Consider the following 25,546-nt stretch of genomic DNA (forward strand, 5'->3'; position numbering starts at 1 on the left):
AAGGCGCTTCACCTTGTCCCCGTCCGGGGAGGCTGGACGGTCGGAGACTGCCCGACGAGGAGATCCGCCGCTTTCCAGCCAGGCCCGCGTGGCTACTCAAGCATTGACCTGTAGCGGTCGCCGCCGTCGCTGATCGGGCGGTAGTGCTCATTGGCTGCCGCTGCGTGCAGTGCGGCCAGGAGCTCGTCTGCGGCCGGCAGCTCGAGTGCTTCCCGGAGCCGGTCCCGTTCCATGTCGAGCTGCGGCCAGTCAGCGCGAATGTAGTGGTCTGCTTGGGTCAGCCAGTCCCGTAGCTGGCTGCCATCATCAGCGAACGGCCTTGCGGTCGCGTCGTGGAGACTGGACAGGCCAACGACGAGGGCCAGCGCATCACGCAGGGACGTGGCGATTAGACCGCCCTCGCCTTCTGACCCGACGTACACGACTGGTCGTTGACTACCCAAGCCGACCAACATGAATGCTCCGCCCGAGGCATCCCCGGCGATCATCTCAAGGGATTCGCCATTGGCTAGGTGGACCGGCTCAACCGGTCCGTATGCCGCCCGGGAGACATCGAAGTCGAACAACCGCGCCAACAGGGCCGCGATCCACGGCGTAGCGCGGATTTGATCCAGCAGAGCGCGATCGGATTGCACGTCAGCGACGGTACCGCCCAAGGTCGGCGGGCCATCCACCGGCCAGTATCGGTGTTCCAGGACGGTCACCAGCGGGCACGAGATGCAACCAGACCGCCCGCCGGCCGCAGGCGTTTCGGGCATCACGGCCGGTTGAGCACGCTCTTCCAAGCTGACGGTGCCGTCCGGCGTCCATGTGGCCAGCTATAGCAGTGCGATCTGAGCGGGCAGGTCGGGCGGGCCGGACAGCACTGCGCGGAGCTTGCTGATCCGCGGGAAGTCACTCACCCCCGCCTCGCCCCATAGGCTCCGCCACTCCGAGTCATCGCCGAGGACCCGGTCAAGTGCCTCGACTGCCAGCTGTGGCAGGTCGTCGTCCAGGTCAAGGCGTTCACCAGCGAGCAGGAAGTCTGGTGCGTACGGCGAGGTTATCGGCTCTCCGCCGGGCAACTGAGACGCCACGATCGCCGCCGCAGCGATGGCCGAGACGGCATCGTCATGGTCGAGGTATCCGGTGTTGACTGCTGCCGTCGTCAGGGCAGCACGAACCATTGCCGCCCGTGCAGACGGATCGGCATCGTGGAGGTCACCGCACCAGTCGGCGGCAGTGTCGTTGTCAAACGGACCGTCATCCCAAGTGCCCATATGCTCCTCCACGTTCACGGTGAGCGGATCATGATGCGAAACGGGGAGCGGACGCAAGGGCGCGAGAGCACTTGGCTGTACAGCCAAGGCGGCCGACAGGCGTGGGTCACGAGCGACGGCAGCCGACAGGTTGAGCAGGTCAGCGGCAGTGGCCGACGTCGGCCGACAGCAGTCTTGATCTTTGCAAGGCTGAGGTCGGGGACTACCCTGCGCTCTTGACCGTGGGCGGTCCGCCGCGTCAGGCGCCTGACGTTCACAAGCCAAGGGCGTCAACGAGAGCATCGAAGCTCGGGGCAACCTCGACCCACCCTCGCCGGCTGCCAAGGTAGATCACGCTCGGTGAGTCCAGCGAGCGGCGAAATTCGAGAGAGAACGGCTGGTCCGGCCCGAGATCGCCGAGGAGCAGCGACATGTGCGGGTCAATGTCGCCGGGCGGAGCGTCCTGGTCTGGCTTCCCGATATAGAGCTGCCGCACCTCTTCGTCGTAGTCGATCTGATCGATCCAGGAAGCGTTCAGCCGGATCCGCGCAAGCGGCAGGAAGACAGGCTGCATGGCGCGATCGCCAAACACCCTCACGTAGCGATCCGGGTCAGAAGGTGGGAGCCACCGCCCCTGCTGTGCCAACTCCACCAACGCCTGCGGCACGGGTAACCCATCCACGAGCACTCGATGATCATAGGCACGACGTACAGCCATCCGTACAGCCAAGCCCGCCCCAAGACGCTGTCACCTATCGGTGCAGCAGACCCACCATCCCGGCCAAGCGTGGCGCTTCACGCGAGGTTGAAGGTGGCCCCGGAAAGCGGCGAGGGTGGCTCCTGGGACGTCGAGCACGACGGCGTTGCGGACGTGTCCATGGCCGGACCATGCTTGAGGAAGATCAGACTCCACCGTTCGACAAATCGGTGATCGGCCGATCGTCGCTTCCGATCTACGTGGTCAGCCCATTAGCGTCTGATGTTTCGATGGCGAGGAGCGGGGGCGCATGGCGGGGCAGTCCATCGATCCAGGCGAGCGTGCGGTGGCAGCGGGCCGGCTCATCGAGCGCGGACGTGAGGAACGTGACCTCCCTAAGATCGAAGAGGGCGTCGCGGAGCTTCGCGCTCTCCTTAACAACCACGGTTGGACCGACAGCGCCCGCTCCGCGCTGCTCGCGTATCTTGCCGAAGGCCTGATCCAACGGTCGGAGTTGACCCGTAGTCGAAAGGACGCGGCCGAGGCAGCGGGCCTGATGCGCGAGTCGCTCCACGGCGAGATGAGCGACGAGGGCCGCGCTTTCGGATTGTTGCAGCTGAATCTTGCGCACCAGCGCTGCTACGAGTTCGGCGGGCCGGTCTCGGAACTGGAGGCGGCCGACCTGGCCCTTCGAAAGCTGCAGGCACTGGATGCGATGCCGCCGGCGATGGTCGCATCCGCCGTGGGTCTCCTGCGAGGGGAGTGGTACGCCGCAGTCCGGGACGTCAGCCTGCTGGATCCGGCGATCGACCTGCTTGCCGAGTCGCTGCAGGAGGATCCATCCAACGGCGCCATCCTCGCGCACCTCTTACAGTACCGAGTGGAACACTCAAGCCGCCTGGAGGACGCGGACAGCCTGGTGGAGCTTTGCCGGAGCCTGCTGTCGGTCGACCGGCGTACGGCTTCGTTCTTCCTTGGATCAGCGTGCCTCCTGCGCTACGACATCAGTCGACAGCCGGAGGACCTGGACGGCTCGGTGTCAGCACTCCGCACCGCGATCGACCTGTACCCGGAGCCTGAGGACGAGCAGGCCATGGCGATGTCTTTGCTGGTCCGGAGCCTGGTGGCGCGGTTTGACCACCGCGGGCAGCAGCACGATCTCACCGAGGCGCTGCGCGTCGCGAAGCGGGCCTGCACTATCCGCGTCGAGGATCCCGCGACCCGTGCCGGCGTGCAGACAAATCTGGCCCTCGCTTACACCGCCGCTCACGAGCGCACCGGCGACGTAAAGCATGCCCGGCAGGCCGAGCGGCTGCACCGCGCCGCGTTGAACGGCATCGGTGGGGGTGGACCCGAGCGGGCCGCGCTCACCATGAACATGGCCACCGAGATCGCAGACTCGGTTGCGGACACCAATGACGAGGAAAACACCTCCGCACTGTGGGCCGGGCGACGGCAACGCCGGGCGAAGCGCCGGGATACCAGGCAAATCGATGAGGCAATCCGGCTAGCCCGGGAGGCGGTGGACATGCTGCCCGTGGGGCACCAGAAGCGCGCTGTCTACCAGTGCAACCTGTCGTCCATACTGCTGCGCCGCCATGAGCTCACCGGCCGGACCGAGGACGTCACGGAGGCGGTACGACTGACTCGGGAGGCCGCCGACGCGACCCGGGATCGCGGAGCCGAGAACGCCAGGGCACTCACCGCGCTGGGCTATGCCCTTCAGCGCGAAGGCCGGGCACCGCTGTCCGAGATCATCGCGTTGTGGCGGGCAGCGAGCGCCGAGACGAGCGCACGGACGGAGGTGCGCCTGATGGCCTGCCGGATGTGGGCGCAAGCGCTGATGAAGTCGGACGATATCCCCGCTGCACTCGAGCCGTACACCGTTGCGGTCGACCTGTTCACCGAGCTGACCTGGGCCGGGTCTGCGGCTGAGGACAGCGAGCACCGGATGGCGAACTGGCCCCACCTGGCGAACGACGCAGCAGCCTGCGCAGTCGCCGCCGACCAGCCGGAACGCGCGCTGGAGCTGCTGGAACGAGGCAGGGCGGTGCTCTGGTCGCAGACTTTGAACCTCAACGGCGACCTCGCCGACCTGCACGACCAGCGGCCCGCAGCGGCCATCAAGCTGGAACAGCTGTTCGGTGAGCTGCGCGCGGACGGCGGCGACGTCGCCCGCCGGGCCGCCCTCTCAGACCAGATTACGGCCCTGGTCGGGGAGATCCGGACCGATCCGCGGTTCACTGATTTCCTCGGCACACCGTCGGCGAGCACGATCCGGGACGCGACGGCCGACGGCCCGATCGTGGTCATCAACGCGAGCATGTGGCGCTGCGACGCTCTTGTGGTGACCCCGGCCGGCGTCGAGGTCGTCCCGCTGCCCGACGCCGGGCCGGCCGAGCTGGTCAGGCGGGCTCGGCAACACCTGGTGTCGGTGCTGGAGGAAGCTCGAACCATGGAGCGGGACCTGACCGACCTGCTCGACTGGCTCTGGCACGCGATTGGACGGCCAGTCCTTGGCGCGCTGGGCGGCAGCCGACCGGGCCGGCTGTGGTGGTGCCCCACCGGGCTGTTTGCGATGCTGCCCCTGCACGCCGCGCAACCGCGCGACGGCTCGCCCGGCATGTTGGACCGCGTGGTCTCGTCGTATACCCCGACCGTGGCGGCGCTACGGCACAGCCGTGCGCCCCGGCCCGCGAAGCCGGCGTCGCTAGTGGTGGTCTCGGTCGGCGACCTGCCCCGCCAGGAACTCAAGGGGGCGAAGGCCGAGGCGGCCGCGGTGGTGAGCGGGGCCGATCGCCCAGCGGAGTGGCTGGACTCCTCCGAGGCGACACCCGCCGCGGTGCTCGCCGCCCTGACCCGCGCCTCTTGGAGCCACTTCTGCTGCCACGGCATTGTCCACCTGGAGAAACCGTCGCGCAGCGGCCTTTTACTGGCAGGCGGCGAGCTGCTCTCCGTCGCCCGGCTGCGCGCCGCGCCAACCAGTGGCGAGTTCGCGTTCCTGTCGGCCTGCCACACCGCACTCGCCGGCGTCGCCAACACCGACGAAGCCATCACCCTGACCGCGGCACTCCAGTACGCCGGATGGCGGCAGGTCGTCGGCACCCTGTGGCCGCTCGACGACGCCGTCGCCGTCGACCTAGCCAAGCGCTTCTACGAGCAACTCGGCCAGCGGGCGGACGGCGCGCCGGACGCCGAGACCGCGCTGCACCGCTCGATCCGCTGGCTCCGCGAAGCCCGTCCTGACGAGCCCAGCCTCTGGGCGAACCTGATCCATTTCGGTGCATAACCCTAGGGAACACAGTGATCTCTGGACTTTGGCAAACTATCGCCCTCGGCGTCCTCGGCGCGTTCATCGCCGAGCTACTGCGGATCACCCCCGCCCTCAAGAAGAACAGGATCCCGACGGGCGGCGAGATGGCCGTCTCGGTCATCTACACGCTGCTCGGCGGCGGGGCCGCGCTGCTCGGTTGGGAGGAGCCGCAGCGCGCGTTCACCGTAGCGGTGTTGGGTGCTGCCTTCCCGCTGCTGTTCTCTAGCGCGGTCAGGGCGACCGCGCCCACCGGACGCACGCGCCGGGGAAACACCAGGCCGGCTGCCGAACTCGTGGACTACGCCGCCGGCCGGTTCTGAGTCCCTGGCGACTGCCTGACTGCTGCTACGTCGAGGTCAAGAAAGGCCCGCCACAACTACCTGCGGCCCCAGCGTTTCGCGATCCCGTGGACCAAGGGCGCCAAGAAGCGGGACCACCGGTCCTGAAGCCACCGCCCGGGCGCACGTCACTCGCCCCGTCCAACAGGGTGGGAGACGACGTCCCGTTCGCGTTCACCGCCGCGTTGTCAACGACCAGGCGTGATGGCTGGTGACGCCCTATTTGTGCTGGATGCCTTCCACCGTCAGGGCCGCGGCGCGGCCTCCGGCTCGGCTAAGACAAGACTTCGTCGTGCGTACGCCCGGCCGAACGCAAGGCAGCCTGCGACCAGGTAAGCCCCGGCCATCGCCGCCGCTGGGGCAACGGATGTGTCGGACACCTCGCCCAGGAGGATGCCGCGGACACGGTCCGGCGGAGAAGCTGCAGGCAAGACCCAAAAAAAGCTGATTCCGAAAAACGCCCACACGCTCGCCACGCTCGCCACTCGCCCCCAGCCAGCCCGGGTCAAACCGGCTTCAGCAACGAGGGAGCCGGTCGCCGAGGCCGTATGAACAGCAGCCAGGGCTACGCCAGTCGCGATGACCGAAAGGGACACCGCCGAAGCCATGGGATAGCTGGATGGCATGAAGAGCATCAGAGTCGAGAACAGCACGCCGGTGGAGAGGGCCATCAGCAAGGCCCAGGCGAGCTTAGCGGTCCAGGCCTCCCGCGGCGCGGGCAGGACATCGGAGAGCGTCACCACCCTCGGCCGGCATATGCCGGAGGCCACCAAGGCGGCCATAACCACCATAGCGGTGACGACCGTCAGCTCCGACAGAATGCCGTACGGAGCCTGGCCGGCGGCGTCATCGATGCCGAAGACCGAGCCCGTCGGCGTGGAGACGTGCGCGGCGATGGTGAGTGAGATGATCAGCAGCGCTACCCAGCAGCCCATTAGCACCAGTGCCACAGCTCGTGACGTCTGCTTTTGACGGCCGTCTTCCGCTAGGTTCAGGGCCTGGCGTGGCAAAAGGACCGCGCCGAATGTGAAGAGCAGGGCGACCAGCAGCGACCGGCCTGCACCGTCGAAGTCCAGCAAGTAGTGACACAGCAGGAACAGCTTTAGCGCGAGCGTGCTCGCAACGACCCAGGCGACCATGCTGCCATGGAGGAATATGGTCGCAGCTTCGGTAGCTCGGCCGGTTCGGCCCCACCTTCGGACCCACGTCGGCGGCCGTCCGGCATTGCCTCCGGGCTCGTTTCGCAGGAGTTTCGGTGCGGCGTTGCGCGGCCCCGTTGGCTGTTCAACGAGTGTCGGCAGGAACGCTCCGAGCGCGCCCGCCACCGCTGCCGACACAACCGTCCAGCCTGTCTTGCCGTCCGCGACTGCAGCCCAAGCCGCGCCGCCAGCGACAGCTGCCACCGCGACCAACCACAGCACCTGGAACCGATGACGCGCCACACAGCCACCGTACCCTCCGTGATCGATGAGCCACACTTCTGAAGAGACCGCCCTGGATAGCCGGTGGCGAGCAACAAGAAGTTGTCGCTAGCTAGTTGGTGCGTTTATCTGCCGCAGACGCGCGCGCCGTCAGCGTCCGCTCGTGCCGATGTACGTAGTAGTAGCTGAAGCGGGCCGGGGCCCTCGGCGGGCGTCCCAGCCCGTGGCAGGTGCCGTGCTCGCGCTGAATGCGGAGGGCTGGAAACCATCGGTGGGCTGCTGTGACTACAGTGCGCGCCCATGGGACACGTTTTGGCCCGCCTCGCCGGTTACGGCGTGGTGCTGGTGCCGTATTGGCCGTACACGTTCGAACGTTCCGACGCCGCGTCCGACGCTGTGGTTGTGACGAACTGGCGGGTGAACGGCCCGGCAAAGGCGCTCGTCGACTCAGCGGACGCGCACTCCGCACCCGGCATCGTGGACGTAGAGCCCGGCCCGGACCATCCGTTTTGGGTCATCGAGACCAGCAGCTTCAGTGCGGTCTGGCCGTTCGGCTTCAGCGTCGAGTCGACCGTCGCCCCATACTGCCTCGTCGGCGAACACGACGCGTCGATCTCCGTGCAGGGCCCGGTGCACATCGCCGACCCGGACGTGATGATCGCCCCGGGCCAGACGGTTGTCGGCCGCCGCAAGATGGGCCGTGACGTGGAGGTCATTGAGCTGGTGTACGAGCACGAGGGCGAACCGTGGTGGCAGGGCGTGTACCTGTACCCGCGCAAGGGTGGCCAGGAACTCGTCTTCACCGCGCAGTCCCGCGAGCCAGGCATCGCCGCCGCCCGCGACGGGGTGGAGTGGATGCTGGCTCTATCCTGAGACGGGACGGCCCAGCCTTGCCGGCGCACGCACATGCCGCGAAGTGCTCAGCAGTCCCGGGACTGTTCTGCACGTAGCCAAGGGCGGAGCCAGAAAGGGGCTCTCGCTGTCAGCGCCCGCTGGGCTCCGGCGGCTCGTCGAAGGTCAGAGTCAGGGTGCTGTGGAAGGCGGAGGATTGGGTGCCTTCTCGTCGTTGGTCGTCTGGCTCAGTGTCGCCCGCCCACACCTTTACCGCCCCGTACGCGAACCCGTCCTGGGTCGCAGCCTCGGCCAGGAACGAGACCCTCTGCCCGGCGGGCTGCCTAAGTCCGTTCATGGCGATTGCCGAGAAGTGGACCAACACCCGCCGGGCACACCCGGACCGTCGATGATGCCCCATCCCTCGTCGCTGTGATAGGTCCGAGCGACTCCCGAGCTTGCCATCCCTTGAATCTGTCTGGAGCCGACATCGCGAAGAGCAACGCCCCGCCGGCATCCTCAACTGTCGCTGATAAGGCGCGGCATTACTGAGCACGTTCGGTCGACGACCGGCCGTGGGAGCGGGGCGGGAGCGACTGAGCCTAACGGTAGCTGGCCGGGCGTCGGCGTTAGCCAGTGCCGCTCGGGCAAGCGGCCACGATCTCTGACGAACGACCTGCAGGAAACGCTCCGTCTCAGCTTGGCCGCAGCAGCCGCGTGAGCCCTGGATCGGGGAGCAGGTTGGGAGCAACAGGGTGCACTGAACGGCTCTCAACCGCACCGAACGGCACCGGACGGCACGCAACTGCATCCACCCCTGCCTGCGGCTTCGCGTTTTAGCAGGTCAGAGTGGGTGCGGCGTCCTGCCTTACACGGAGTGCTCAGCGGTTTCGCACAGCAGTCGACGGCGTTCTATGTTGCCTGGCAGAGGAGTATGCGCAGGTCGCAGCAGTAAGGAGCGGCTGGACGGCCTGGCCTTGCACTTGGGAGCAGATTGGGTGCAGGTCGGTGAAGCGGTCGCCGCGCCCGAAGTGCTCACCGACACCGGACAGGCACGAGGCTTTGACCTGCGGTGATCCGGTCGGTGCGGCGTGACCTCCCAGAGAACACCGAAGTGGTCAGAGTTCGCTGCTCCCCGCCTGGCTGGTACCGGCTGCCGTCGGGGACTTTCTGACGCCGGCCAAGAGGGCCCTGCGTATCGACGCATGGCTCTGGCTTCCGCCACGCTGGCGTCGATGTGGTTCCGAGGGCTGAGACTCGAATCCCACCGGCAACGCGCTGACCAGCGCTTCCTGGGCGGTGACCTCTTCAGCGAACCCGAAGTAGTCAAGGTTCGCCCTCCGGACCGGCTGGTGCTGTCGACCCCCGGCCTGCCGACGCTAGTCACGGACTCAGGCTGCATCGATGGCAATCTGTGGGCGCGGTCGTGGTGACGTCGGCCTAGGGCCGCCGCCGGTCTCTCCTGCGGCGGAGCAGGATCAGGACGGCGGCGGCCCCAACTGCGGCGGCGACCGCGACGGACACCGATCGACCGCGGTGTTGAGGAGGCGGCGCGGCCGCCGGTGGCGTGATGGGGTCTGGCTCCGCGGTGCGATCCTGCGATTGAGGTGGTGGGGCCACGGCTTGCGGGTTTGCCGCGCGCTTTCGGCAACCGTTCAGCAGCAACTGAACGGCGGCCTCGAGCACGAGCATGATGCCGCCGCCGGCGACTCCAGCCAACGCGCCGGCCATGAACAAGTCGCGCTGCTGTTTAGCCGCCGTGTCGAACAGTTCGCCACTTAGGCGGTAGCTCCGCGGTCCCGCACCGTCAGGCGCCAGCTCCCTGGTCCAGCGAAGGACGCCGGAGTCGGGCAGCTGCGGACTGGCGGTCTGCGCATTGAAGTCGCCGGGTTGGTTGTCGAGGTCGATGGTTGCCTTGGACCCCGGCGGCAACGGGCGGAATGCGATATCTCCGGCGGATGCGGGCGGTAGGGTCGTCAGCCCCGGCAGGACGTAGAGCAGCCGAGGCCCGGAGGCGCGCGCGCATGTCGTCTGGCTGACACCGGACAGGATTTCCTGCCGCAGGCCCGCATCGCCGCTATCCAGCGAAACACGCGTGTACACGCACCGCGACATCGATCCGCCGAGCATGGACCAGTAGTCGCCGTTCTCGGACCTCGGCTGCACCGGTTTCCACTTCACCGGCTGGTAGACGTTGTTGACCATGTCGATGCCCGTGGCCAACTCCCCACAAATCAGCACAATGACAGCGGTCGGTGGCGCCGCCTCGGGCACGGCACCGAATTCATGCTGCAGCACCAGCGACAGGGAGGTCGTGCCCGCCTTGCCGGTTCCGGGGTTGTAGGCGACGTCAACCTGAACCGGGGCGGTTACGCCGGTCTGGCTGGCGTCGAGCGCAACGGCGATCACGCCACGGTCGGTGAGTCGAGGGCTGGGGCTGAAGCCGGTCGCGGCGAGTTGCCAGGCCCAGACCGTTGCTCCCACGGTCGCAAGGACGGCGAGGGACAGCAGCCAGCGGTTCTTGACCAGCTCACGGCGAAGTCCGGCTTCCGGCATTCGCTAACCGTACGGGCCCGCGGCGTATTTGATCGACAGGTGTCTCCCTCGGTGGCGACAACCGTGCGTGGAGGTTGCAGCGCTCTCCTCTAGCCTTGGCTGGTCACGGGGAAGGGGAGAACGTGCGCTGGTGGGAACGAGTACGTGCTTGGTGGGCCGGCGGGTCGAGGTCTGCCGACGGTGATCTTGCGCTGCTTCCGCTGACGCCGCAGTTTCAGCCGGAACAGCACGAGGAGTACGTCGCACGGCTGACCGCCGCCCTGCAGGACCCAGAGATCCGCAACATCGCGCTGACCGGGCGATACGGCGCGGGCAAGTCGAGTGTCCTGAAGGCGTTGTCCGACCAACACGCGGGACGAGTCCTCAACCTCTCCCTGTCGACCCTCGGGCCGCCCGAGGAGGAGAAGTCGATCACCAACCAGATCGAGAGGGAGCTCGTCAAACAACTTCTGCACAGCCAGCCGCAGCGGGCGCTGCCCCGCTCGCGCTTCCGGCGCATCGACAAACCTAACCTCCCCCGGGCCATCGGGATCGTCACGGCGCAGGTCATGGTGGTCGCGCTGATCCTGTTCCTCCTCGGCCGCTTCCCGCGTCTGGTCGGCGCGACCAAGGAGCATCCGTGGCCGGTGCGGGCCGGGGCAGTCCTCCTGTTCGGGCTGTTGACGGTGGCCGTGCTGACATGGATCCGACAGGCCGTCCACAACCGCGTCGTATCCAAGGTTTCCGCCGTCGGGGCCGCCGTCGAGCTCGGCGCAAAAGAGGTCAGCTACTTCGACAAGTACCTCGACGAGATCGTCTACTTCTTCGAGTCAACGAAGTTCGACGTCGTCGTCTTCGAGGACCTCGACCGGTTCGACGACCCGCACATCTTCGAAGCGTTGCGTGAGCTCAACACCCTGCTCAACACCTCGCACGTCGCGCGGGGTCGGACGGTCCGGTTCGTCTACGCACTCAAGGACAGCATCTTCGAGCGACTCGGCAACGACACCAGGCAGCTCGATGACGGCGCCTCCGCCGAGTCGGTTCGGGCGAACCGCACGAAGTTCTTCGACCTGGTCGTGCCAATAGTTCCGTTCATCACCCACCGCACGTCACGTGACCTGCTCACCAAGCTGCTGGCCGACCCGGCACTCGTCCCAGTGACACCTGACCTCGTCGACCTGGTCGCGCGGCACATCAGCGACATGCGGCTGCTAAAAAACGTCCGCAACGAGTACGCCGTGTTCGCTGCCCGCCTGATCACCGCAAAGCACGGTGTGCCCGAGCTGCGCGCCGACTCGGTCTTCGCGATGATGGTCTACAAGAACATCCACCTGGCCGACTTCGAGCAGGTCTCGATCGGCCGCAGCGACCTCGACAAGCTCTACAAGCTCAGCCGCGACCTGGTGAATCAGTCCATCGCGAGGCGGCGCGACCGCCTCAGCGAGATCGCCGACTCTGAGGCACTGGCCGACGTGCTGCAGGACAAGCCCGAGCGTTTCGCCGAGCGTTTGAACTGGCATGCCAATGTCATCCGGCGGTCCGGCAACGATCTTAATTACACCCTTACGGGCTACACAATCGGTGCCGAGACATTCACTACTGCTCAGGCTGGGACCATCCGATTCTGGCGTATGCTCATTGCTGACGGAAATGGACCGACCGCGAATTTCATCCGCCACTACAGCTCGCCCTGGGCGGTTCCCATTCCGATCGGCGACATCCGGGAACTGTTCCGGGCCGAACTCGACCTGGACGCCTGGGACTCCCGCGAACGTCAGGCGTTGGACACCGAACGCAGGAAGACGATCGCCGACATCGGAGCGCTGCGGAAGGCCGACTTCGCCGGCCTCGCCGCGAACCCCACCTTCACCCTCACCCGCGACACGGCCGAGGCCACCTTCGAGATGCTCCTCGAGGAGACGATCAGCTCCGAGGTCGCTCGCGACCTGATCCGTCGCGGCTTCATCGACCAGAACTTCGCCCTCTACGTGGCCCAGTACTACGGCGAGCGCGTCTCCATCCGAGCCATGAACTTCATCGTGCAGCACGTGCAGCCCAACATCCCGGACACGTACTACGCCTTCGACGGGCCGGACGACATCGCTGGCGTTCTGCGGGAGACCAAGGAGGACTTCCTCGACCTTGACAGCGCCTACAACATCGAGATCCTGGACCACCTGCTGGCGAATCAGCACCTCGGCGCTCGGACTGTCCTCGACCGCCTGGCCGAGACCGACGGCCCGGCTGAGCGTGCCTTCCTCCAGGCCTACCTGAGCGGCGGAGCGCAGGCCGGGGAGGCCGTCCGGCGACTGGCTGGCACGTGGCCGCCGATCCTGAGCCGGATCCTGCAGGTCTCGGACCTGCAGCCGCAACGCCGGCTCGACCTGGTCGACGAGGGGGTCGCGCACGCCGATCCGAACCTCGACCGGCAGATCGAGGAGCAGGTGACGACCTATCTCCAGGACAACTACACCCGCCTGGACTGCCTGACCCAGCCAGCCGACCACCAGTTGGCACGTAACGCGGTCGCGCTGCTGCGGCAAGCCCGTGTGGTGATCAAAGACCTGACCGTACTCGATCACGGCGTACATGCCCTGGTCGTCGCCGACAGCATGTACACCCTCACCGCGGCGAACCTGCGCAGCGCGCTGCACAATCCGCCGACCCTGAGCCTGGACACCGTCCGGACGATCGATCCCACCGTCTACGGCTACTGCATCGACAATCCCACCGCCTACCTCGCCGCGGTCGAAAACGACGAGCCCACCACGGTGACGGTCGCGGACCCCGGCGCCTTCGCGGGCATCGTTACGGAGATCGCCGGTTGGGAGACCTGTCTGGCGGAGCGGGCCTGCCGCGCCGCCGCGGCGGCGTGCCGGATTGAGCGTCTCGCCGAGGTACCTGCGGAGGTCTGGCCCGCGTTGGCGCGCACCCGGCGGTTCCCGGCGACGGTGACCAACACCGCCGCTTATATCGAGCAGGTCGGCGGGGTCGACAAGGATCTGGCCGGTCTACTCGTGAGCGCGGGCGCGATCACCGCTCCCGCAAGCGAGCCCGATCGGCTCGCCGAGCAGAAGACGCAGGTCGCGGTGGCAATCCTTCGCAGCCGAGATACGGTCCCCGCCCCAGAGACCCGCGCCGCATTGGTCGCCACGCTCACCCTGACCGAGCCGATCGCCGCAAGCAGCATCGAGCCGGAGAACGGACCTCTGCTCGGCGAGCTGCTCCACCACCAGATCTGCGACGACACCGCCGAACTGTTCCAGCGATTCGCCACCGGCGACTGGGAGACGCTCCAGCATGGCATCGAGTGCTCGGCGAAGTTCGCTGATTTCGTCACGTCCGCCCTGCTCGACGAGGACATGACGGCCCGATTGCTAGGCAGCACCTCGATCAGCCAGACGGTCCGGCAGGCTGTCCTGTCCCGGCTGGAAGAGTTCGTCCCGACCGACCATCGCGACGCGCTGCGGGCCGCCGGGCACTTCGCCGCGACGGCCCGCATACCGCTGAACTCCACTCAGCTGGAGCGGATTGCCCGAGTGACTCGCGACGCGGCGCTGGTGGTCCTGTTGATCGACCAGCTCGGGAACGCCATCTCTGCTGAGCAGATCATCGCCGTCCTCACGAACCTCGGGAGCCCTTACACCGATTTGATCACCCCTGCCGCATCGCTGACTTTCCCGCACGACACCTCTCACCTCCGGGTCCTCACCCGGCTTAAGCAGGAGGGACGGCTGTCGAAGTTGACCCGGCGCCAGGCCAAGTCCCGGATCAGCGTCACGGTCGCCTGAACATCGGCCCAAGTTCGAGGAAAAGGTCTACATGCGTGCGGGTCGGCCCACCTGTGGACCGTTGCCGAGGCGTTCGAGCCGTCCGCCACCGCGCCGAGCTGAATGACAGTCGTCCCGGACGGCGCTGAGCCGCACCCGGGGAACATCGAAGGTGGACTCTGTTCAGCTCTAACGATTGATGGCATACCGCGACACAATCTCAACTGTCGTACCCCGCGGATAGGTTTCCGGCCATGGATGCTACGGGATCCGTGTCAGCGGCCGCCGCCCCCGCGCGCACTGCGGTGCGGGGGAAGCGGTTTGCACGCGGGACGCTGTTACGGGATGCCTATCCCCACCTGGTGCCGATGTTGCATCCAGATCGGAATCTGAGCGTGGACCTGGCTACGTTGACGTCGGGCAGCGGTAGCAAGTTGTGGTGGAAGTGTCCAGAAGGCGACGATCACGAGTGGCCCGCCGTGGTGTCGAACATGACGCGGACGAACAGTCGGTGCCCGTTCTGCTCTGGACGGCGGGTGTCGGTGACGAATTCACTGGCCGCCTGTTACGAAGAAGTGGCGGCAGAGTGGCATCCAACTGCGAACGGGACCCGACGACCGGACCAGGTCGTTTTTGGCAGCAACGACCGCGTGTGGTGGCAGTGCTCGGCCGACGGGCGGCATCAGTGGGAGGCGCAAATCGTGTCCCGCACGATGGGCGGCACTCGCTGCCCGTACTGCACGAACAAACGGGCGTCGCCCACGAACAACCTCGCTGTCTTGTATCCGCAAGTCGCGCAGCAGTGGCATCCCGTGCGGAACGGGTCGCTGATGCCCGTGAACCTGCCGGCGGGCAGCGCGACGGTGGTGTGGTGGGCGTGCCCAGCTGGCCCTGATCATGAGTGGTCTGTTCGGGTTGTCGACCGGACGACTGGTCGTCGCGGTTGCCCCTTCTGCGTGAACCAGCGGCCGTCGGTCACCAACTCGCTCGCCATGCTGTTCCCCGATGTGGCCTTGCAGCTTGATCCTGAGCTGAATGAAGGCGTCACCGCTGATGAGGTGATCGCGGGCAGCAATAAGCAGCGATGGTGGCGGTGTCCGGCCGGTCCCGATGAGGTTCCCCCGGTTTGCCGGAGGGTTGGTTACCTGGCGCCGGTGGGCTCAGGCTGAACGATAGCCGTCTGGTCCTGTCGGGCCTGGTGGGTGTGCCAGGCGGTTTCGTACTCGTCTGGGGATCGCCAGCCGAGGTCTTTCTGGATGCGGCGGGTGTTGTACCAGCCGTCGATGTAGGTGAAGATCGCGTTCTCGGCCTCGTCGCGGGTGCGCCACGAGTTGCGGTAGACCAGTTCGATCTTCAACGTGGACCAGAAGTTCTCCATGAGGGCGTTGTCGTAGGAGTCGCCGACGGACCCCATGGAGGGAAGGATCCCGTTGTCGGCCAGGCGTTGGGCGAAGCGGAACGACGTGTAGTTCGAGCCCCTGTCCGAGTGGTGGATCAGTTGGCCGTCGCGGACATCGCGGGACCAGATGCCGTATTCGAGGGCGCCGAGGATCAGGTCGGTGTCGCAGCGGTCGGAACACCGCCAGCCCACGATGCGGTTGGAGAACACATCCCGCACCGCGGCCAGCCAGAACACGCCCTCGCCGCAGGGGATGCGGGTGGCGTCGGCGACCCACAACCGGTTCGGCGCCGCAGCGGTGAACTGCCGGTTCACCAGATCGGGAGCCGGTGTCGCCTTCGGGTTCGACCGGGTCGACGGGATGCGCCACTTCTTGCGCAGGAACGCCCCTTGCAGGCCGGCGGTCCTCATCAACCGCTCCACCCGCTTGCGACCCACCTGGCGGCCTTGGCGGCGCAGCATGGCGTGCACTCGCGGACTGCCGTAGGTGCCGCCCGACACGTCGTGGATCTCCGCGATCTCCACCGCCAGTTCCGCATCCTCCCGCCGCCGAGCGGACGGGTTGGCGGCCTGGGCGAGCCAGCCGTAGTAGGTCGACGCAGCGACGTTGAGGACCCGGAGGACGGGCTCGACCCCGAAGCGATCGCGTAGCTCGTCGATGAGCGTCACGACCGTCGCCGGGTCGGGTCGAGTTCCGAGGCGAAAAAAGCCGACGCGGCCTTCAAGATCTCGTTGGCCCGCTTCAGCTCGGCGTTCTCCCGCCGCAGCCGGCGCAGTTCCTCCACCTCCGAGGTCGTCGGCCGGTCGCCGCGCTGACCGCGGTCGGCCTCGTCCTGGCGGATCCAGTTGCGCAACGCTTCGTGATGCACCCCGAGCTGGCGTGCCAGCTGGCGGATCACGGGCTTCGGGTCCGACTCCCGATACAAACGCACCGCACGTTCACGCAGCTCATCGGGGTACTTCTTCGGTGCTGCCACGGATGACTCCCTTCAGCTCCATCAGAGCATGATCGAAAGCCTCCGAGCTACCGGGGGAACCTCACGATCATGTGTGGCGGGCCAGGCCGGCTGACCGGACGTTCGGCAACACTGGCTGTCCGGCGTGCTCCGGAAACCAGGTGTCGGTAACGAACTCCCTGGCCACGCTGTTCCCGGAGATCAGTGCCGAGTGGCATCCGACCAAAAACGGTGATCTGCGCGCAGAGGACGTAACCGCCTACAGCAACAAACCAGTCTGGTGGCAATGCCGCCATGACCCGCACCACGAGTGGCCGGCACCGCCAAACAATCGCAGCGGCGGCGGCAATGGTTGCCCCTGCTGTGCCAACAAACGGCTCTCGCCAACGAACAACCTGGCGTTCTTGCATCGCGACCTAGCTGCCCAGTTTGATCCGGCGCTCAACGGTGGGATCACTGCAGACAAAGTGGTCGCTGGTAGCGGCTTACGTGCGGTATGGCGCTGCCCAGCAGGGCCGGATCATGTCTGGACGCAGCCGGTTCGGGACCGGACGGCCAGGGATGCCGGTTGTCCTGCCTGTCGCGGCAGGCAGGTGTCGATCACCAACTCCTTGGCTGCTCGTTTCCCAGAGGTAGCGGACCAGTGGCATCCGACCCGCAACGGTGACATGACCCCAGCGCGAGTCGTTGGAACCAGCAGCACGGTTCGCGCCTGGTGGATCTGTGACCAGGGCCCGGATCACGAATGGGCAACGCAGGTGCATCAGCGAACGGTGGTCCGAACCGGATGCCCGTGTTGCGCGGGTCTTCTGCTAGCGGACACTGAAAAATCCATGCTGACGGACAGTTGAGTCCCTTCTCGCGGACAGCAGAAATCCTGCTGGGCGGTCAGGTGATCTCCGTCTCGGCCACGTTGATGTGGATCTCCCCGGCGGTTCGATGCGGGTTGCTGACCTTGCACTTCGAGCCGCCGGAGAGACCGTGACCAAGTCTGCCAGGGAGATCATGGAAATTTTGGAGTCGTACGACCTGACCCGCTGTGCGCATTCCGCGGCGCAACTGGCGGGGTGCGATGCGAAGACGGTGCGCCGGTATGTGGCGTTGCGGGAGGCCGGTGGCGGGGATCCGTTACTGGCCCGGACCGCGCCGCGGCCGAAGCTGATCGACGCGTACCTGCCGAAGGTGGAAGAGCTCGTTGATGCGTCGAAGGCGAAGATCCGCGCGGACAAGGTGCACGAGCGGCTGGTGGCGATGGGGTTCACCGGCACGGAACGCACGACCCGGCGGGCGGTGCGCCAGGCGAAGATCGCGTGGCGGGCCGGGCAACGGCGCACGTATCGGCCGTGGGTGTCCGAGCCGGGCCTGTGGCTGCAGTTCGACTGGGGCGACGGGCCGCGGGTCGCCGGGCGTAAGACGTATCTGTTCTGCGCGTGGCTGGCCTGGTCACGGTTCCGGGTGGTGATCCCGGTCTTCGACCAGACGATGGGCACGCTGATCGCTTGCCTGGACGCGACGCTGCGCCGGCTCGGCGGCGTGCCGGCGTATCTGCTGGGCGACAACGCGAAGACGGTCACCGTCGAACACGTCGCCGGCGTCGCGGTCCGGCACCCGACGGTCGTCGCCGCGGGCCGGCATTACGGGACGACGGTCCAGTCGTGTGAGCCGTTCGACCCGGAGTCCAAGGGCGGCGTCGAGGCCACCGTCAGGGTCGCCAAGGCCGATCTGGTGCCCACCGAGACCAATCTGCGCGGCGCCTACGCCACGTTCGCGGACCTGGTCACCGCGTGCGAGCAGTGGTGCGAGCACATCAACGCCCGCGTCCATCGGGAGACCGGCGCCGCGCCGATCGACCGGCTCGCGGTCGAACGCGGCCATCTGCACGTGCTGCCGGCCGACCCGCACACCGCCGCGTTGGGTGAGGAACGCCTGGTCAACGAGGATCAGACAGTCCGGTTCGGGTCGGTGCGCTATTCGACCCCGCCGGGGCACGTCGGCACCAGGGTGTGGTGCCGGGCTGTCGGCGAGGAACTGGCGATCGTCGCGATGACCGCGGCGGGCACCGTCGAGATCGCCCGGCACCAGTTGTCCACCCCGGGTAACCCGCGCATCGTCGATGAGCACTACCCGCACCACCCGGGCGGCAACCATCCACGTCCGCCCCGGCCGCGAGCCCGGACCAAGGCCGAGGCCGATTTCCTGGCCATCGGTGACGGCGCCCACGCGTGGCTGGTCGAGGCCGCCGCGACCGGCACCAGCCGGGTCCGGGCAAAGATGGCCCGCGCGGTCGAGTTCGCCACCATCCTCGATGCCGCCCGCGTCGACCAAGCATTGGGCCTGGCCGCGGCGGCCGGCCGGTTCGACGACGCGGATCTCGGCGCGATCCTGGACCACCTCGCCACCCGAGGCGAGCCCGGTGACCTGGTCCGGGTCGACGAAACCTACTCGGTGCAGCCCGGCACCGCATCCTGGGAAAGGTTCGGCCGATGACCCCCACCACCCCGGCCCCGACCAGCAGGCCAGAAATTTCAAAAATGAAACCGGACCTCAAGGGCGTGGTCCTCGACGCCGATGAGGCCGCCGACCTGGCCCGGCTACTCGACCTGATCGAGGACTGGCTGCGGCACGCCGACCACGACACCCAAGCGGATCTGGCCGGCTTCCTCGACGGCAGCGGCCACGGACACCTCGCCGCAGCCGGCCTGGCCCGCCTCGTCGAACACAACGCCCTGACCCTGCACCACCGGCTCAGAAAGGCCACCCGATGACCCGCCCCACCCCGACGCCGACACGGTCGGCGCCGGCCCTGCCCGACGACCTGGACAAGCTCCTGCGCCGGATGCGGCTGCCCTACCTGCGCGCCGCCGCACCCGACGTCATCGCCACCGCCAAAGCCCAACGCTGGGACCCCGCCGAAGTCCTACGGGTCCTGATCAACGAGGAAGTCATCGGCCGCGACGCCGCGACCCGCCGCATGCGCCGCAAGACCGCGAACTTCCCCACCGGCAAAACCCTGGCCACCTGGCGACCCGAAGACTCCTCGATCCCCGCCGCCACCCAGCAGGCCCTGACAACTCTGGAATGGATCGGCCGGGCCGAGAACCTCGCCGTCGCCGGCCCGTCCGGCACCGGGAAATCACACTTCGTCGAAGCCCTCGCCCACCACGCCATCGAGGCCGACCTACGCGTCGCCTGGTTCACCCTCGAAACCCTCACCACCACGATCAGCCGGGCCAAAGCCGACGGCTCCACCGCCCGCACCGTCGCCCGGATCTGCCGCAGCGACCTGATCGTCATCGACGACATCGGCATGCTGCCCGCCGGCCAAGACGCCGCCGAAGCCTTCTACCGCATCGTTGACGCCGCCTACGAACGCCGCTCCATCGCCGTGACCAGCAACATCCACCCATCCGGCTTCGACACCTTCATGCCTAAAACCCTCGCCACCGCGACAGTCGACCGGCTACTACACCACGCCCACCTGATCACCACCCAGGGCGACTCCCACCGCCTCCAGCAGGCCCTCGCCGGCAAGGGAGTGAAAGCCTTGACCTAACCCCACCCGGAGATCACCTGACCACCAGCATGGAATTCTGCTGTCCGCCCACGAGGAAAACCCAAGGCCATCGGACAGGACTTCGTCCTGACCCTTGACATCTTCAACTATCGGTGACCAACTCGCTCGCCACGCGGTTTCCGGGACTCGCTGAACAATGGCATCCGACCCGTAATGGCGATTTGACCCCAGATCGCGTCGTCGCAGGCAGCGGGCGTTCCGTGTGGTGGCAGTGCCCTATAGCACCCGACCACGACTGGTCCGTCGCGCTCGATAAGCGGACGGGTCGCGAGGCGACCGGCTGCCCCGCCTGCGCTGGTGCACAGGTGTCCGTCACGAACTCCCTGGCCACGATGTTTCCCGCCGTTGCTCGACAACTCGACCCGCTGCTCAACGAAGGCCGTACCCCAGACCGCGTCATGGCCGGCAGCGCGGAGAAACTCTGGTGGCGATGCCCGGCGGGTCCAGACCACGTGTGGGCCGCAGTGGTCTACAGCAGGACGAGTGCCGGCAGGGGCTGTCCCTGCTGTGCTGGCGTGCGAGTGTCGGTGACGAACTCTCTTGAGACCCGCTTTCCACATATCGCCGCCGAACTCGATCCCGATCTGAACGATGGCCTTACCGCAGACCAGGTCACCGCCGGAACTCATACACGGCTCGTCTGGCGCTGCCGCAGAGACCCCGGCCACGAGTGGACCGCCAAGGTTTCTACGCGGACGGCCGGAGACACTAACTGCCCGACCTGTGCAGTCACCGGCTACAGCCCCGCTAGACCGGGATACCTGTACTTGCTGCGTCGCGCCTTCGACGGTCGTGAGCAACGCAAGATTGGCATCACGAACGTTCCCAAAGACCGGTTGGCGAAGCTGCGCCGGTTTGGGTGGCAACCTATCGAGGTCTCAGAGGCCCTAGATGGGCTGGTCGCTCGGCAGCGGGAGCAAGCCTTCCTCGCCGTCCTGATCGCACGCGGCTTGCGCAACGGCCGCAAACGATCGCACTCGTCCCGTGAGGACGGGTACACCGAAACATGGGAATATGAAAGTTTGCCCATCGACTCACTCGCCGAAGTCAAGCTGGCGTCGGCCAAGGCTGAGGATGCAGCCAGTCGGCAATCCGATCAGTCGGGCTGGTCTTCTGCCTCGCTGTAACCGTGAGCCGACAGAACGGCCAGAAGGCGCTCATCCCACGCGCCCTCGTCGGCGTCATGCCATCGATGCCGCTGAGGGCATTGCCAGTTCGGTGGCTGGTCCGGAAGCAGGCAACCGCCGAGTGCCAAGTCCCCACTCTCGGCGGCGTCGATAGCTTCAGGAACGGGAAGACCGAACAGCAGAGGCGCGCCTGCTGCACCGCATTCAGGGCAAGCCGGGATCACACTCGCACGGTACTCGTCGAGCATCCCCTCCTGCCGCTGACAGAGCTCGGTGCCCGCGAGCGCGCTCGTCACCGTCCGTTCCTACTGTCGTCGGGTCGCTCGCTTCCTACGCGCGGTGCGGCCCTGCGTTAGCCAGACTGTCCCGGCTGACCGTGGGTCCATGTGAGGCGGGGGGATCGGGGGAGCAGGTTGGGAGCAGCCGGGTGCACTGAACGGCGTTGAACTGCCCTCAACGGCATTGAACGGCACCAAACGGCGTACGCCGCGACCTGCGGTCTTGCGTTTCCGCAGGTCAGAGCTGGCGGAGCGTCCTGCTTCACACCGAAGAGGTCACTGGTTCGATCCCAGTATCGCCCACCATAAATATATGCAGGTAGGAAGCCCGTCACCGGAACCCCCGGTAACGGGCTTCTCCGCTGTTGCCCCTTAAATTGGGAGCAGATTGGGAGCAAGCGGCTGGCGAGGCGGTGCGGGTGTCTCGTGTCTGCCGGTAGATCGGGTGCCGCTGGAGCGCCCGGGGCGGTCGGCCGGGAAGGCGCGGTTGGCCGGCCGTAGCGCCGCGAGCACGTCATTGGGGCCACGCCCGCCGCCGTTTCCGGAGCGACCCGGTGCTGGTTCCTGGGCTCACGGCGTACGTCAAGCCACTGACGTTCGTCTGAGCTATGTGGAGATCCTCGCGGGCTGTGCTGCTCTGGTTCGAGTTCGGCCTAGCCGACTACACCGCCACCAGACCGTCACCGTGACCGTCTCCGAAACGACCCTGGCCATCGAACTCACCGACGGCGACACCAAGGTCATCCGACGCACCACCACCCAGCCAGTCCGTAGCATCAAAGGCCAGCGACCGCGGATCGCTACCTCATTTTCCTAGACCACCCGTCGCACATCACCTGGCAGAGCTACGTCGCACATCAACTGTCGGATCACAGGTTGAGTGTCGTCGAAGGTAATCCGACACGTCGCGCAGCACCCGCCGGGCATTCTCCAGCGCGGCGAGCTTCTCCTCCAGGGTCTGCAGGCGGGTGTCGACCAGCTGGCGTAGCGGCTCGCTCGGTTGGAGCTGGCCTTCGCTGCCGATGAAGGGAAGGATCTCCCTGACTTCCTCGAGGTTGAACCCTGCATTGAGCAGGCAGCGGATCCGCGCGACCTCACGGACAGCGCGGTCCGGGAAGTCGCGGTAGCGGTTCGGACCTCGGGCCGAGGTGAGTAGACCGGCCCGGTCGTAGTGCCGCAGCGACCAGGTGTTTACACCAGTACGTTGGGCGAGTTCACCAATGATCACGTCCGCTCCCGCCCCCGTCGCTTGACCTTGATACGGGTGTCAAAGTTTAGCGTCTGTGCGTGCCGACCAGATCCGCGAACCCGTCACCGCTCGCCATTACCCGAGTCTCGATCCTCGCCCTCAGCATCACGTTCGTCATCGGTACCGACACCTTCCTCGTCGCGCCGCTGCTGCCCACGCTGTCGCATCAGTACCGGGTCAGCACCGAGGTGTCAGGGTGGTTGGTCAGTTCCTACTCCATCGGCTATGCGGCCTTTGCGCTGGTGGCCGGGCCAGTCTCCGATAGGATGAACCGAAAGACAGTCGTGATCGCCGGCCTCGCCGCTTTCGCACTGTCCACTGCGGCCTGTGGGCTAGCGCCGAGCTTCTGGACGATGGTCACGCTCCGGGCGTTCGCCGGGATCGCTGCGTCACTCGTCGTGCCGCAGATCTGGGCGACGATTCCCGCCGTGGTGCCGGCCGAGCGGGTGCTGTCCGCAATGGGGTACGCGACGGCCGGCTTGTCTATGTCCCAGGTGGTTGGGGTACCGACCGGCAGCATCCTGGCCGCGACGAGTTGGCGACTACCATTCTTTGCGCTCGGCGCCGTGTCGGTGGTCGTCACGGCGGCAGTGGTCGCTTGGTTCCCGCCGGTACCGGCGACCGCGGACGGCACCGGTGGCATCCTGTCCTCCTATCGTGGCGTCCTCGGCGTGCCGCGAGCGAGGTGGTACCTGGTCGGATACCTCGTCTTCGGGGTCGGTATCTACACCGTATTCACCTTTATCGGAACCTGGTACACCTTCGCCTTCGGACTCTCGGTGGCCCAGGTCGGCCTCGCGATCATCGGGCTCGGTGCGGGCAACACGATCGGATCGATGTTCGGCAGCCGCCTCGCCAAGCGGCTCGGACTGTCCCGCTCGGTACTGGTCGGTGGCTGCGCACTTGCGGTGCTGTGTGTCGTGCTGCCGTTCGCACCAGACCTGGCCACGGCCGAGGTCATGCTCGTGCTGATGTTCCTGGTAGCCGGATTCGTGCTTCCCGTGCTCATGACGGTCATGCAATCGCTGACCACGACCGCGCGCGGCGCGGTCGCATCACTGACAAACGCGGCGCTGTACACAGCGGCGAGCATCGGCGGCGCCATCTCCGGAATCCTGTTCACCACGTTCCACGGGTTCTACGGCATCGCCTTCCTCAGCGCGGTCGCGTACGCGACCGCGGTGCTGTTGTACCTCCGTGGCGGATTGCTCGCGGCCTTCACTCAGCCTTGATTCACCGACGCGGTTCGTTCTGAGTTCGGTTGAATAGCTTCGGTATCGGCGGTTTCGGAGCACGGCAAAATCGCCGATCACGTGATCGGCTTGCTCCGGGGTAGTCGTTCAGGGGTGGGACACGGTTTGGCCTGTGGTCGGGCCGCCTTGGTTGCGGCGCTGCTACGTGTCCCGGCATCCTGGCTGCGCCGCCGCGCCGGTCGTCGCCGGATCCCCCGCACCTTCCTCGGCAAGCACCTGCGGTTCTCCGCCGCCGACCTCGCCGCGATCATCGCCGCCGCCGAACCGGCCACCCGACGGCGGCGGGGCGCCGGCCGCGCCCACTCTCCACCACCGACTTGCCCCAACCCCGAAGTCACGCATCAATCAGCGCCGGACCAGACACAAAACGATCGGAGTACCTGATGGCCTGGGTGGAAAGCGTGGCGCCAAATTCCGCGTCCGCCTCCGTATGCCCGATGGCACCGTCACCACCGACTCCCTCCACGAGCGCCGCGCCGACGCCGTCCTGCGCGCCAAGGAAGTCGACGTGGAACTCGCCCGCGACACCTTCATCGACCTCCGCGGCGGCCGGATCCCCCCTCGCCGACTGGGTACCGATCTGGGAATCAACACACCAGGCATCCCCGGCCACCTGGGCCGCTTACCGAAGCCACCTGCGACTGCAGGGGTCACGGACTGGCCCTCCACCGACACCGACTTCACCCCCCGCCGGCGGACGGCGGCCTGGTCGGCGAGCCGGCGCACCATCGGGTGGGCGTACGCGGCCCGCCTGCTGCCGGGTGGCGGCAAGGCAAGGTGGCCACCGAGGGCACTCGGTCGGTGGACGAGCCTCGCCTCTACTTGTTGGGTTACGGCGATTGGACGGGGCCGGCGTCAGCCACGCTGATGGGTGCCGGCCGGACAGCGAAGGCGACGGTCGCCGACATCGGCTCCCGGCTGGACGGGTAGCTGTCGGCCCCGGCGCCCGGCCAAGCAGGCCGGACCGCGGGCGGCGCCGGTCAGGATAGAGGGCCTCCTGCTCAGGGGTGAGCCGCCGCCAGGGTGGGGATCCAGCGGGCGGCAACGACGGCGATGTCAGGCGGTGGGGCGCAGCTCGGTGAGTAACCTCTCCACGCGCGTGCGGATCTCGTCGCGGATGGGGCGGACGGCGTCGACGCCCTTGCCGGCGGGGTCTTCGAGCTTCCAGTCCTCGTAGCGCTTGCCGGGGAAGACGGGGCAGGCGTCGCCGCAGCCCATGGTGACGATGACGTCGGAGGACTCCGCGGTCTCGTACTCCAGGAGCTTGGGGGTCTGGTTGGTGATGTCGATGCCGACCTCGCGCATGGCCTCGACGGCGGCGGGGTTGATCTGGTTGGCGGGGGCGCTGCCGGCGGAGCGGACTTCGACGGTGTCGCCGGCGAGGTGGCGCAGCCAGCCGGCGGCCATCTGGGAGCGGCCGGCGTTGTGGACGCAGACGAACAGGACGCTGGGCTTGTCGCTCATCGGGTGCCTTCCATGCGGTGCGAGGGCCGGTTGACCGGCTGGTCGTCGGGGTCGGGGAACAGGTGGGCCGGGTCGCTGTTGCGGTCGAGCGTCCGGTAGC

22 protein-coding genes and 2 pseudogenes are annotated in these 25,546 nt (G+C 67.1%); 13 read left to right on the forward strand and 11 right to left on the reverse strand.

The features are described 5' to 3' along the window. Positions 1-92: 92 nt before the first annotated feature. From LQ51_RS26810 to LQ51_RS26820, 3 genes are all read right to left on the reverse strand, one after another. Entirely contained in the window at positions 93-704 is a 612-nt protein-coding gene (locus tag LQ51_RS26810) for a hypothetical protein (RefSeq protein ID WP_052745075.1), read from the reverse strand. Positions 705-818: 114 nt separating this feature from the next. Further along, a complete protein-coding gene (locus LQ51_RS26815; RefSeq protein ID WP_046570519.1) occupies positions 819-1,259 on the reverse strand; it encodes a DUF4259 domain-containing protein in 441 nt (146 codons plus the stop codon). A gap of 253 nt (positions 1,260-1,512) precedes the next feature. Next, positions 1,513-1,926, reverse strand: coding sequence for a hypothetical protein (locus LQ51_RS26820; protein ID WP_046570458.1), 414 nt, complete (start codon positions 1,924-1,926; stop codon positions 1,513-1,515). A gap of 319 nt (positions 1,927-2,245) precedes the next feature. Between LQ51_RS26820 and LQ51_RS31545 the strand changes: the two genes are divergently transcribed. Both LQ51_RS31545 and LQ51_RS26830 read left to right on the forward strand, forming a co-directional pair. Beyond that, positions 2,246-5,224 carry a CHAT domain-containing protein gene (locus LQ51_RS31545; protein WP_052745076.1) on the forward strand — a complete coding sequence of 993 codons (2,979 nt, stop codon included), beginning with the start codon at positions 2,246-2,248 and terminating at the stop codon, positions 5,222-5,224. 14 nt (positions 5,225-5,238) lie between these two features. After that, entirely contained in the window at positions 5,239-5,568 is a 330-nt protein-coding gene (locus LQ51_RS26830) for a hypothetical protein (RefSeq protein WP_046570460.1), read from the forward strand. A 263-nt stretch (positions 5,569-5,831) separates the two neighbouring features. Here LQ51_RS26830 and LQ51_RS26835 read toward each other — a convergent pair whose 3' ends face one another. Beyond that, positions 5,832-6,725 (reverse strand): hypothetical protein, encoded by an 894-nt coding sequence (locus tag LQ51_RS26835; RefSeq protein ID WP_046570462.1) that lies wholly within the window; start codon positions 6,723-6,725, stop codon positions 5,832-5,834. Between the two features lie 582 nt (positions 6,726-7,307). Here LQ51_RS26835 and LQ51_RS26840 point away from each other — a divergent pair. Then, positions 7,308-7,880 (forward strand): hypothetical protein, encoded by a 573-nt coding sequence (locus tag LQ51_RS26840; RefSeq protein ID WP_156313256.1) that lies wholly within the window; start codon positions 7,308-7,310, stop codon positions 7,878-7,880. Between the two features lie 1,398 nt (positions 7,881-9,278). Here the strand turns inward: LQ51_RS26840 and LQ51_RS26855 are convergent. Then, positions 9,279-10,394, reverse strand: coding sequence for a hypothetical protein (locus LQ51_RS26855; protein WP_046570469.1), 1,116 nt, complete (start codon positions 10,392-10,394; stop codon positions 9,279-9,281). 122 nt (positions 10,395-10,516) lie between these two features. Here LQ51_RS26855 and LQ51_RS26860 point away from each other — a divergent pair, with 122 nt between their 5' ends. The 3 genes and pseudogenes from LQ51_RS26860 (at position 10,517) to LQ51_RS32410 (ending at position 15,315) form a co-directional block, all read left to right on the forward strand. Then, on the forward strand, positions 10,517-14,167 hold the full coding sequence (locus LQ51_RS26860; RefSeq protein WP_046570470.1) for a YobI family P-loop NTPase: 3,651 nt from the start codon (positions 10,517-10,519) through the stop codon (positions 14,165-14,167). Between the two features lie 233 nt (positions 14,168-14,400). Beyond that, a pseudogene (locus LQ51_RS34620) lies at positions 14,401-14,658 on the forward strand (zinc-ribbon domain-containing protein); the annotation flags it as partial. Between the two features lie 30 nt (positions 14,659-14,688). Further along, a complete protein-coding gene (locus tag LQ51_RS32410; protein WP_231605896.1) occupies positions 14,689-15,315 on the forward strand; it encodes a zinc-ribbon domain-containing protein in 627 nt (208 codons plus the stop codon). Here LQ51_RS32410 and LQ51_RS26865 read toward each other — a convergent pair. Together LQ51_RS26865 and LQ51_RS26870 are read right to left on the reverse strand one after the other, a co-directional pair. Further along, entirely contained in the window at positions 15,288-16,214 is a 927-nt protein-coding gene (locus LQ51_RS26865; protein WP_046570473.1) for an IS3 family transposase, read from the reverse strand. The two genes, LQ51_RS32410 and LQ51_RS26865, sit on opposite strands and share 28 nt — an antisense overlap. Beyond that, positions 16,211-16,522 carry a transposase gene (locus LQ51_RS26870; protein ID WP_046570475.1) on the reverse strand — a complete coding sequence of 104 codons (312 nt, stop codon included), beginning with the start codon at positions 16,520-16,522 and terminating at the stop codon, positions 16,211-16,213. Before LQ51_RS26870 ends, LQ51_RS26865 begins: the two co-directional genes overlap by 4 nt. A 140-nt stretch (positions 16,523-16,662) precedes the next feature. On the opposite strand from LQ51_RS26870, the gene LQ51_RS34625 reads away from it, so the two are divergent. The 6 genes and pseudogenes from LQ51_RS34625 (at position 16,663) to LQ51_RS34140 (ending at position 21,202) form a co-directional block, all read left to right on the forward strand. After that, positions 16,663-17,352, forward strand: coding sequence for a zinc-ribbon domain-containing protein (locus tag LQ51_RS34625; protein WP_197087929.1), 690 nt, complete (start codon positions 16,663-16,665; stop codon positions 17,350-17,352). A 154-nt stretch (positions 17,353-17,506) separates the two neighbouring features. Beyond that, positions 17,507-18,988, forward strand: coding sequence for an IS21 family transposase (gene istA, locus LQ51_RS26875; protein WP_046570476.1), 1,482 nt, complete (start codon positions 17,507-17,509; stop codon positions 18,986-18,988). Then, a complete protein-coding gene (locus tag LQ51_RS26880; RefSeq protein WP_156313258.1) occupies positions 18,985-19,266 on the forward strand; it encodes a hypothetical protein in 282 nt (93 codons plus the stop codon). Before istA ends, LQ51_RS26880 begins: the two co-directional genes overlap by 4 nt. Continuing rightward, positions 19,263-20,054, forward strand: coding sequence for an IS21-like element helper ATPase IstB (gene istB, locus LQ51_RS26885; protein ID WP_046570481.1), 792 nt, complete (start codon positions 19,263-19,265; stop codon positions 20,052-20,054). Before LQ51_RS26880 ends, istB begins: the two co-directional genes overlap by 4 nt. A gap of 113 nt (positions 20,055-20,167) precedes the next feature. Then, positions 20,168-20,572: pseudogene (locus LQ51_RS34630) on the forward strand (zinc-ribbon domain-containing protein); the annotation flags it as partial. 30 nt (positions 20,573-20,602) lie between these two features. After that, positions 20,603-21,202, forward strand: coding sequence for a zinc-ribbon domain-containing protein (locus tag LQ51_RS34140; RefSeq protein ID WP_231605898.1), 600 nt, complete (start codon positions 20,603-20,605; stop codon positions 21,200-21,202). Here LQ51_RS34140 and LQ51_RS32425 read toward each other — a convergent pair. Together LQ51_RS32425 and LQ51_RS32430 are read right to left on the reverse strand one after the other, a co-directional pair. Continuing rightward, a complete protein-coding gene (locus LQ51_RS32425) occupies positions 21,172-21,498 on the reverse strand; it encodes a hypothetical protein (protein ID WP_231605899.1) in 327 nt (108 codons plus the stop codon). The two genes, LQ51_RS34140 and LQ51_RS32425, sit on opposite strands and share 31 nt — an antisense overlap. Before the next feature lie 814 nt (positions 21,499-22,312). Continuing rightward, entirely contained in the window at positions 22,313-22,708 is a 396-nt protein-coding gene (locus tag LQ51_RS32430) for a MerR family transcriptional regulator (RefSeq protein ID WP_082159676.1), read from the reverse strand. Positions 22,709-22,767: 59 nt separating this feature from the next. Between LQ51_RS32430 and LQ51_RS26890 the strand changes: the two genes are divergently transcribed. Continuing rightward, entirely contained in the window at positions 22,768-23,961 is a 1,194-nt protein-coding gene (locus tag LQ51_RS26890) for an MFS transporter (RefSeq protein ID WP_052745077.1), read from the forward strand. A 355-nt stretch (positions 23,962-24,316) separates the two neighbouring features. Here the strand turns inward: LQ51_RS26890 and LQ51_RS33065 are convergent, their stop codons facing one another. Both LQ51_RS33065 and LQ51_RS26905 read right to left on the reverse strand, forming a co-directional pair. Beyond that, positions 24,317-24,595, reverse strand: a complete 279-nt coding sequence (locus LQ51_RS33065) for a hypothetical protein (protein WP_046570484.1) — start codon at positions 24,593-24,595, stop codon at positions 24,317-24,319. Positions 24,596-25,038: 443 nt separating this feature from the next. Continuing rightward, on the reverse strand, positions 25,039-25,446 hold the full coding sequence (locus LQ51_RS26905) for an arsenate reductase ArsC (RefSeq protein WP_046570489.1): 408 nt from the start codon (positions 25,444-25,446) through the stop codon (positions 25,039-25,041). Positions 25,447-25,546 lie beyond the last annotated feature (100 nt).

The sequence above is a fragment of the Micromonospora sp. HK10 genome, from assembly GCF_000982955.1.
Lineage (GTDB): Bacteria > Actinomycetota > Actinomycetes > Mycobacteriales > Micromonosporaceae > Micromonospora.

Excerpts from the sequence above, each read along its gene's own strand:
- LQ51_RS26905 (WP_046570489.1), bottom strand. The coding sequence starts at position 25,446 with ATGAGCGACAAGCCCAGCGTCCTGTTCGTCTGCGTCCACAACGCCGGC.
- LQ51_RS26835 (WP_046570462.1), bottom strand. The coding sequence starts at position 6,725 with ATGGTCGCCTGGGTCGTTGCGAGCACGCTCGCGCTAAAGCTGTTCCTG.
- LQ51_RS26880 (WP_156313258.1), top strand. The coding sequence starts at position 18,985 with ATGACCCCCACCACCCCGGCCCCGACCAGCAGGCCAGAAATTTCAAAA.
- istA (WP_046570476.1), top strand. The coding sequence starts at position 17,507 with ATGGAAATTTTGGAGTCGTACGACCTGACCCGCTGTGCGCATTCCGCG.
- istB (WP_046570481.1), top strand. The coding sequence starts at position 19,263 with ATGACCCGCCCCACCCCGACGCCGACACGGTCGGCGCCGGCCCTGCCC.
- LQ51_RS26815 (WP_046570519.1), bottom strand. The coding sequence starts at position 1,259 with ATGGGCACTTGGGATGACGGTCCGTTTGACAACGACACTGCCGCCGAC.
- LQ51_RS26855 (WP_046570469.1), bottom strand. The coding sequence starts at position 10,394 with ATGCCGGAAGCCGGACTTCGCCGTGAGCTGGTCAAGAACCGCTGGCTG.
- LQ51_RS26840 (WP_156313256.1), top strand. The coding sequence starts at position 7,308 with ATGGGACACGTTTTGGCCCGCCTCGCCGGTTACGGCGTGGTGCTGGTG.
- LQ51_RS31545 (WP_052745076.1), top strand. The coding sequence starts at position 2,246 with ATGGCGGGGCAGTCCATCGATCCAGGCGAGCGTGCGGTGGCAGCGGGC.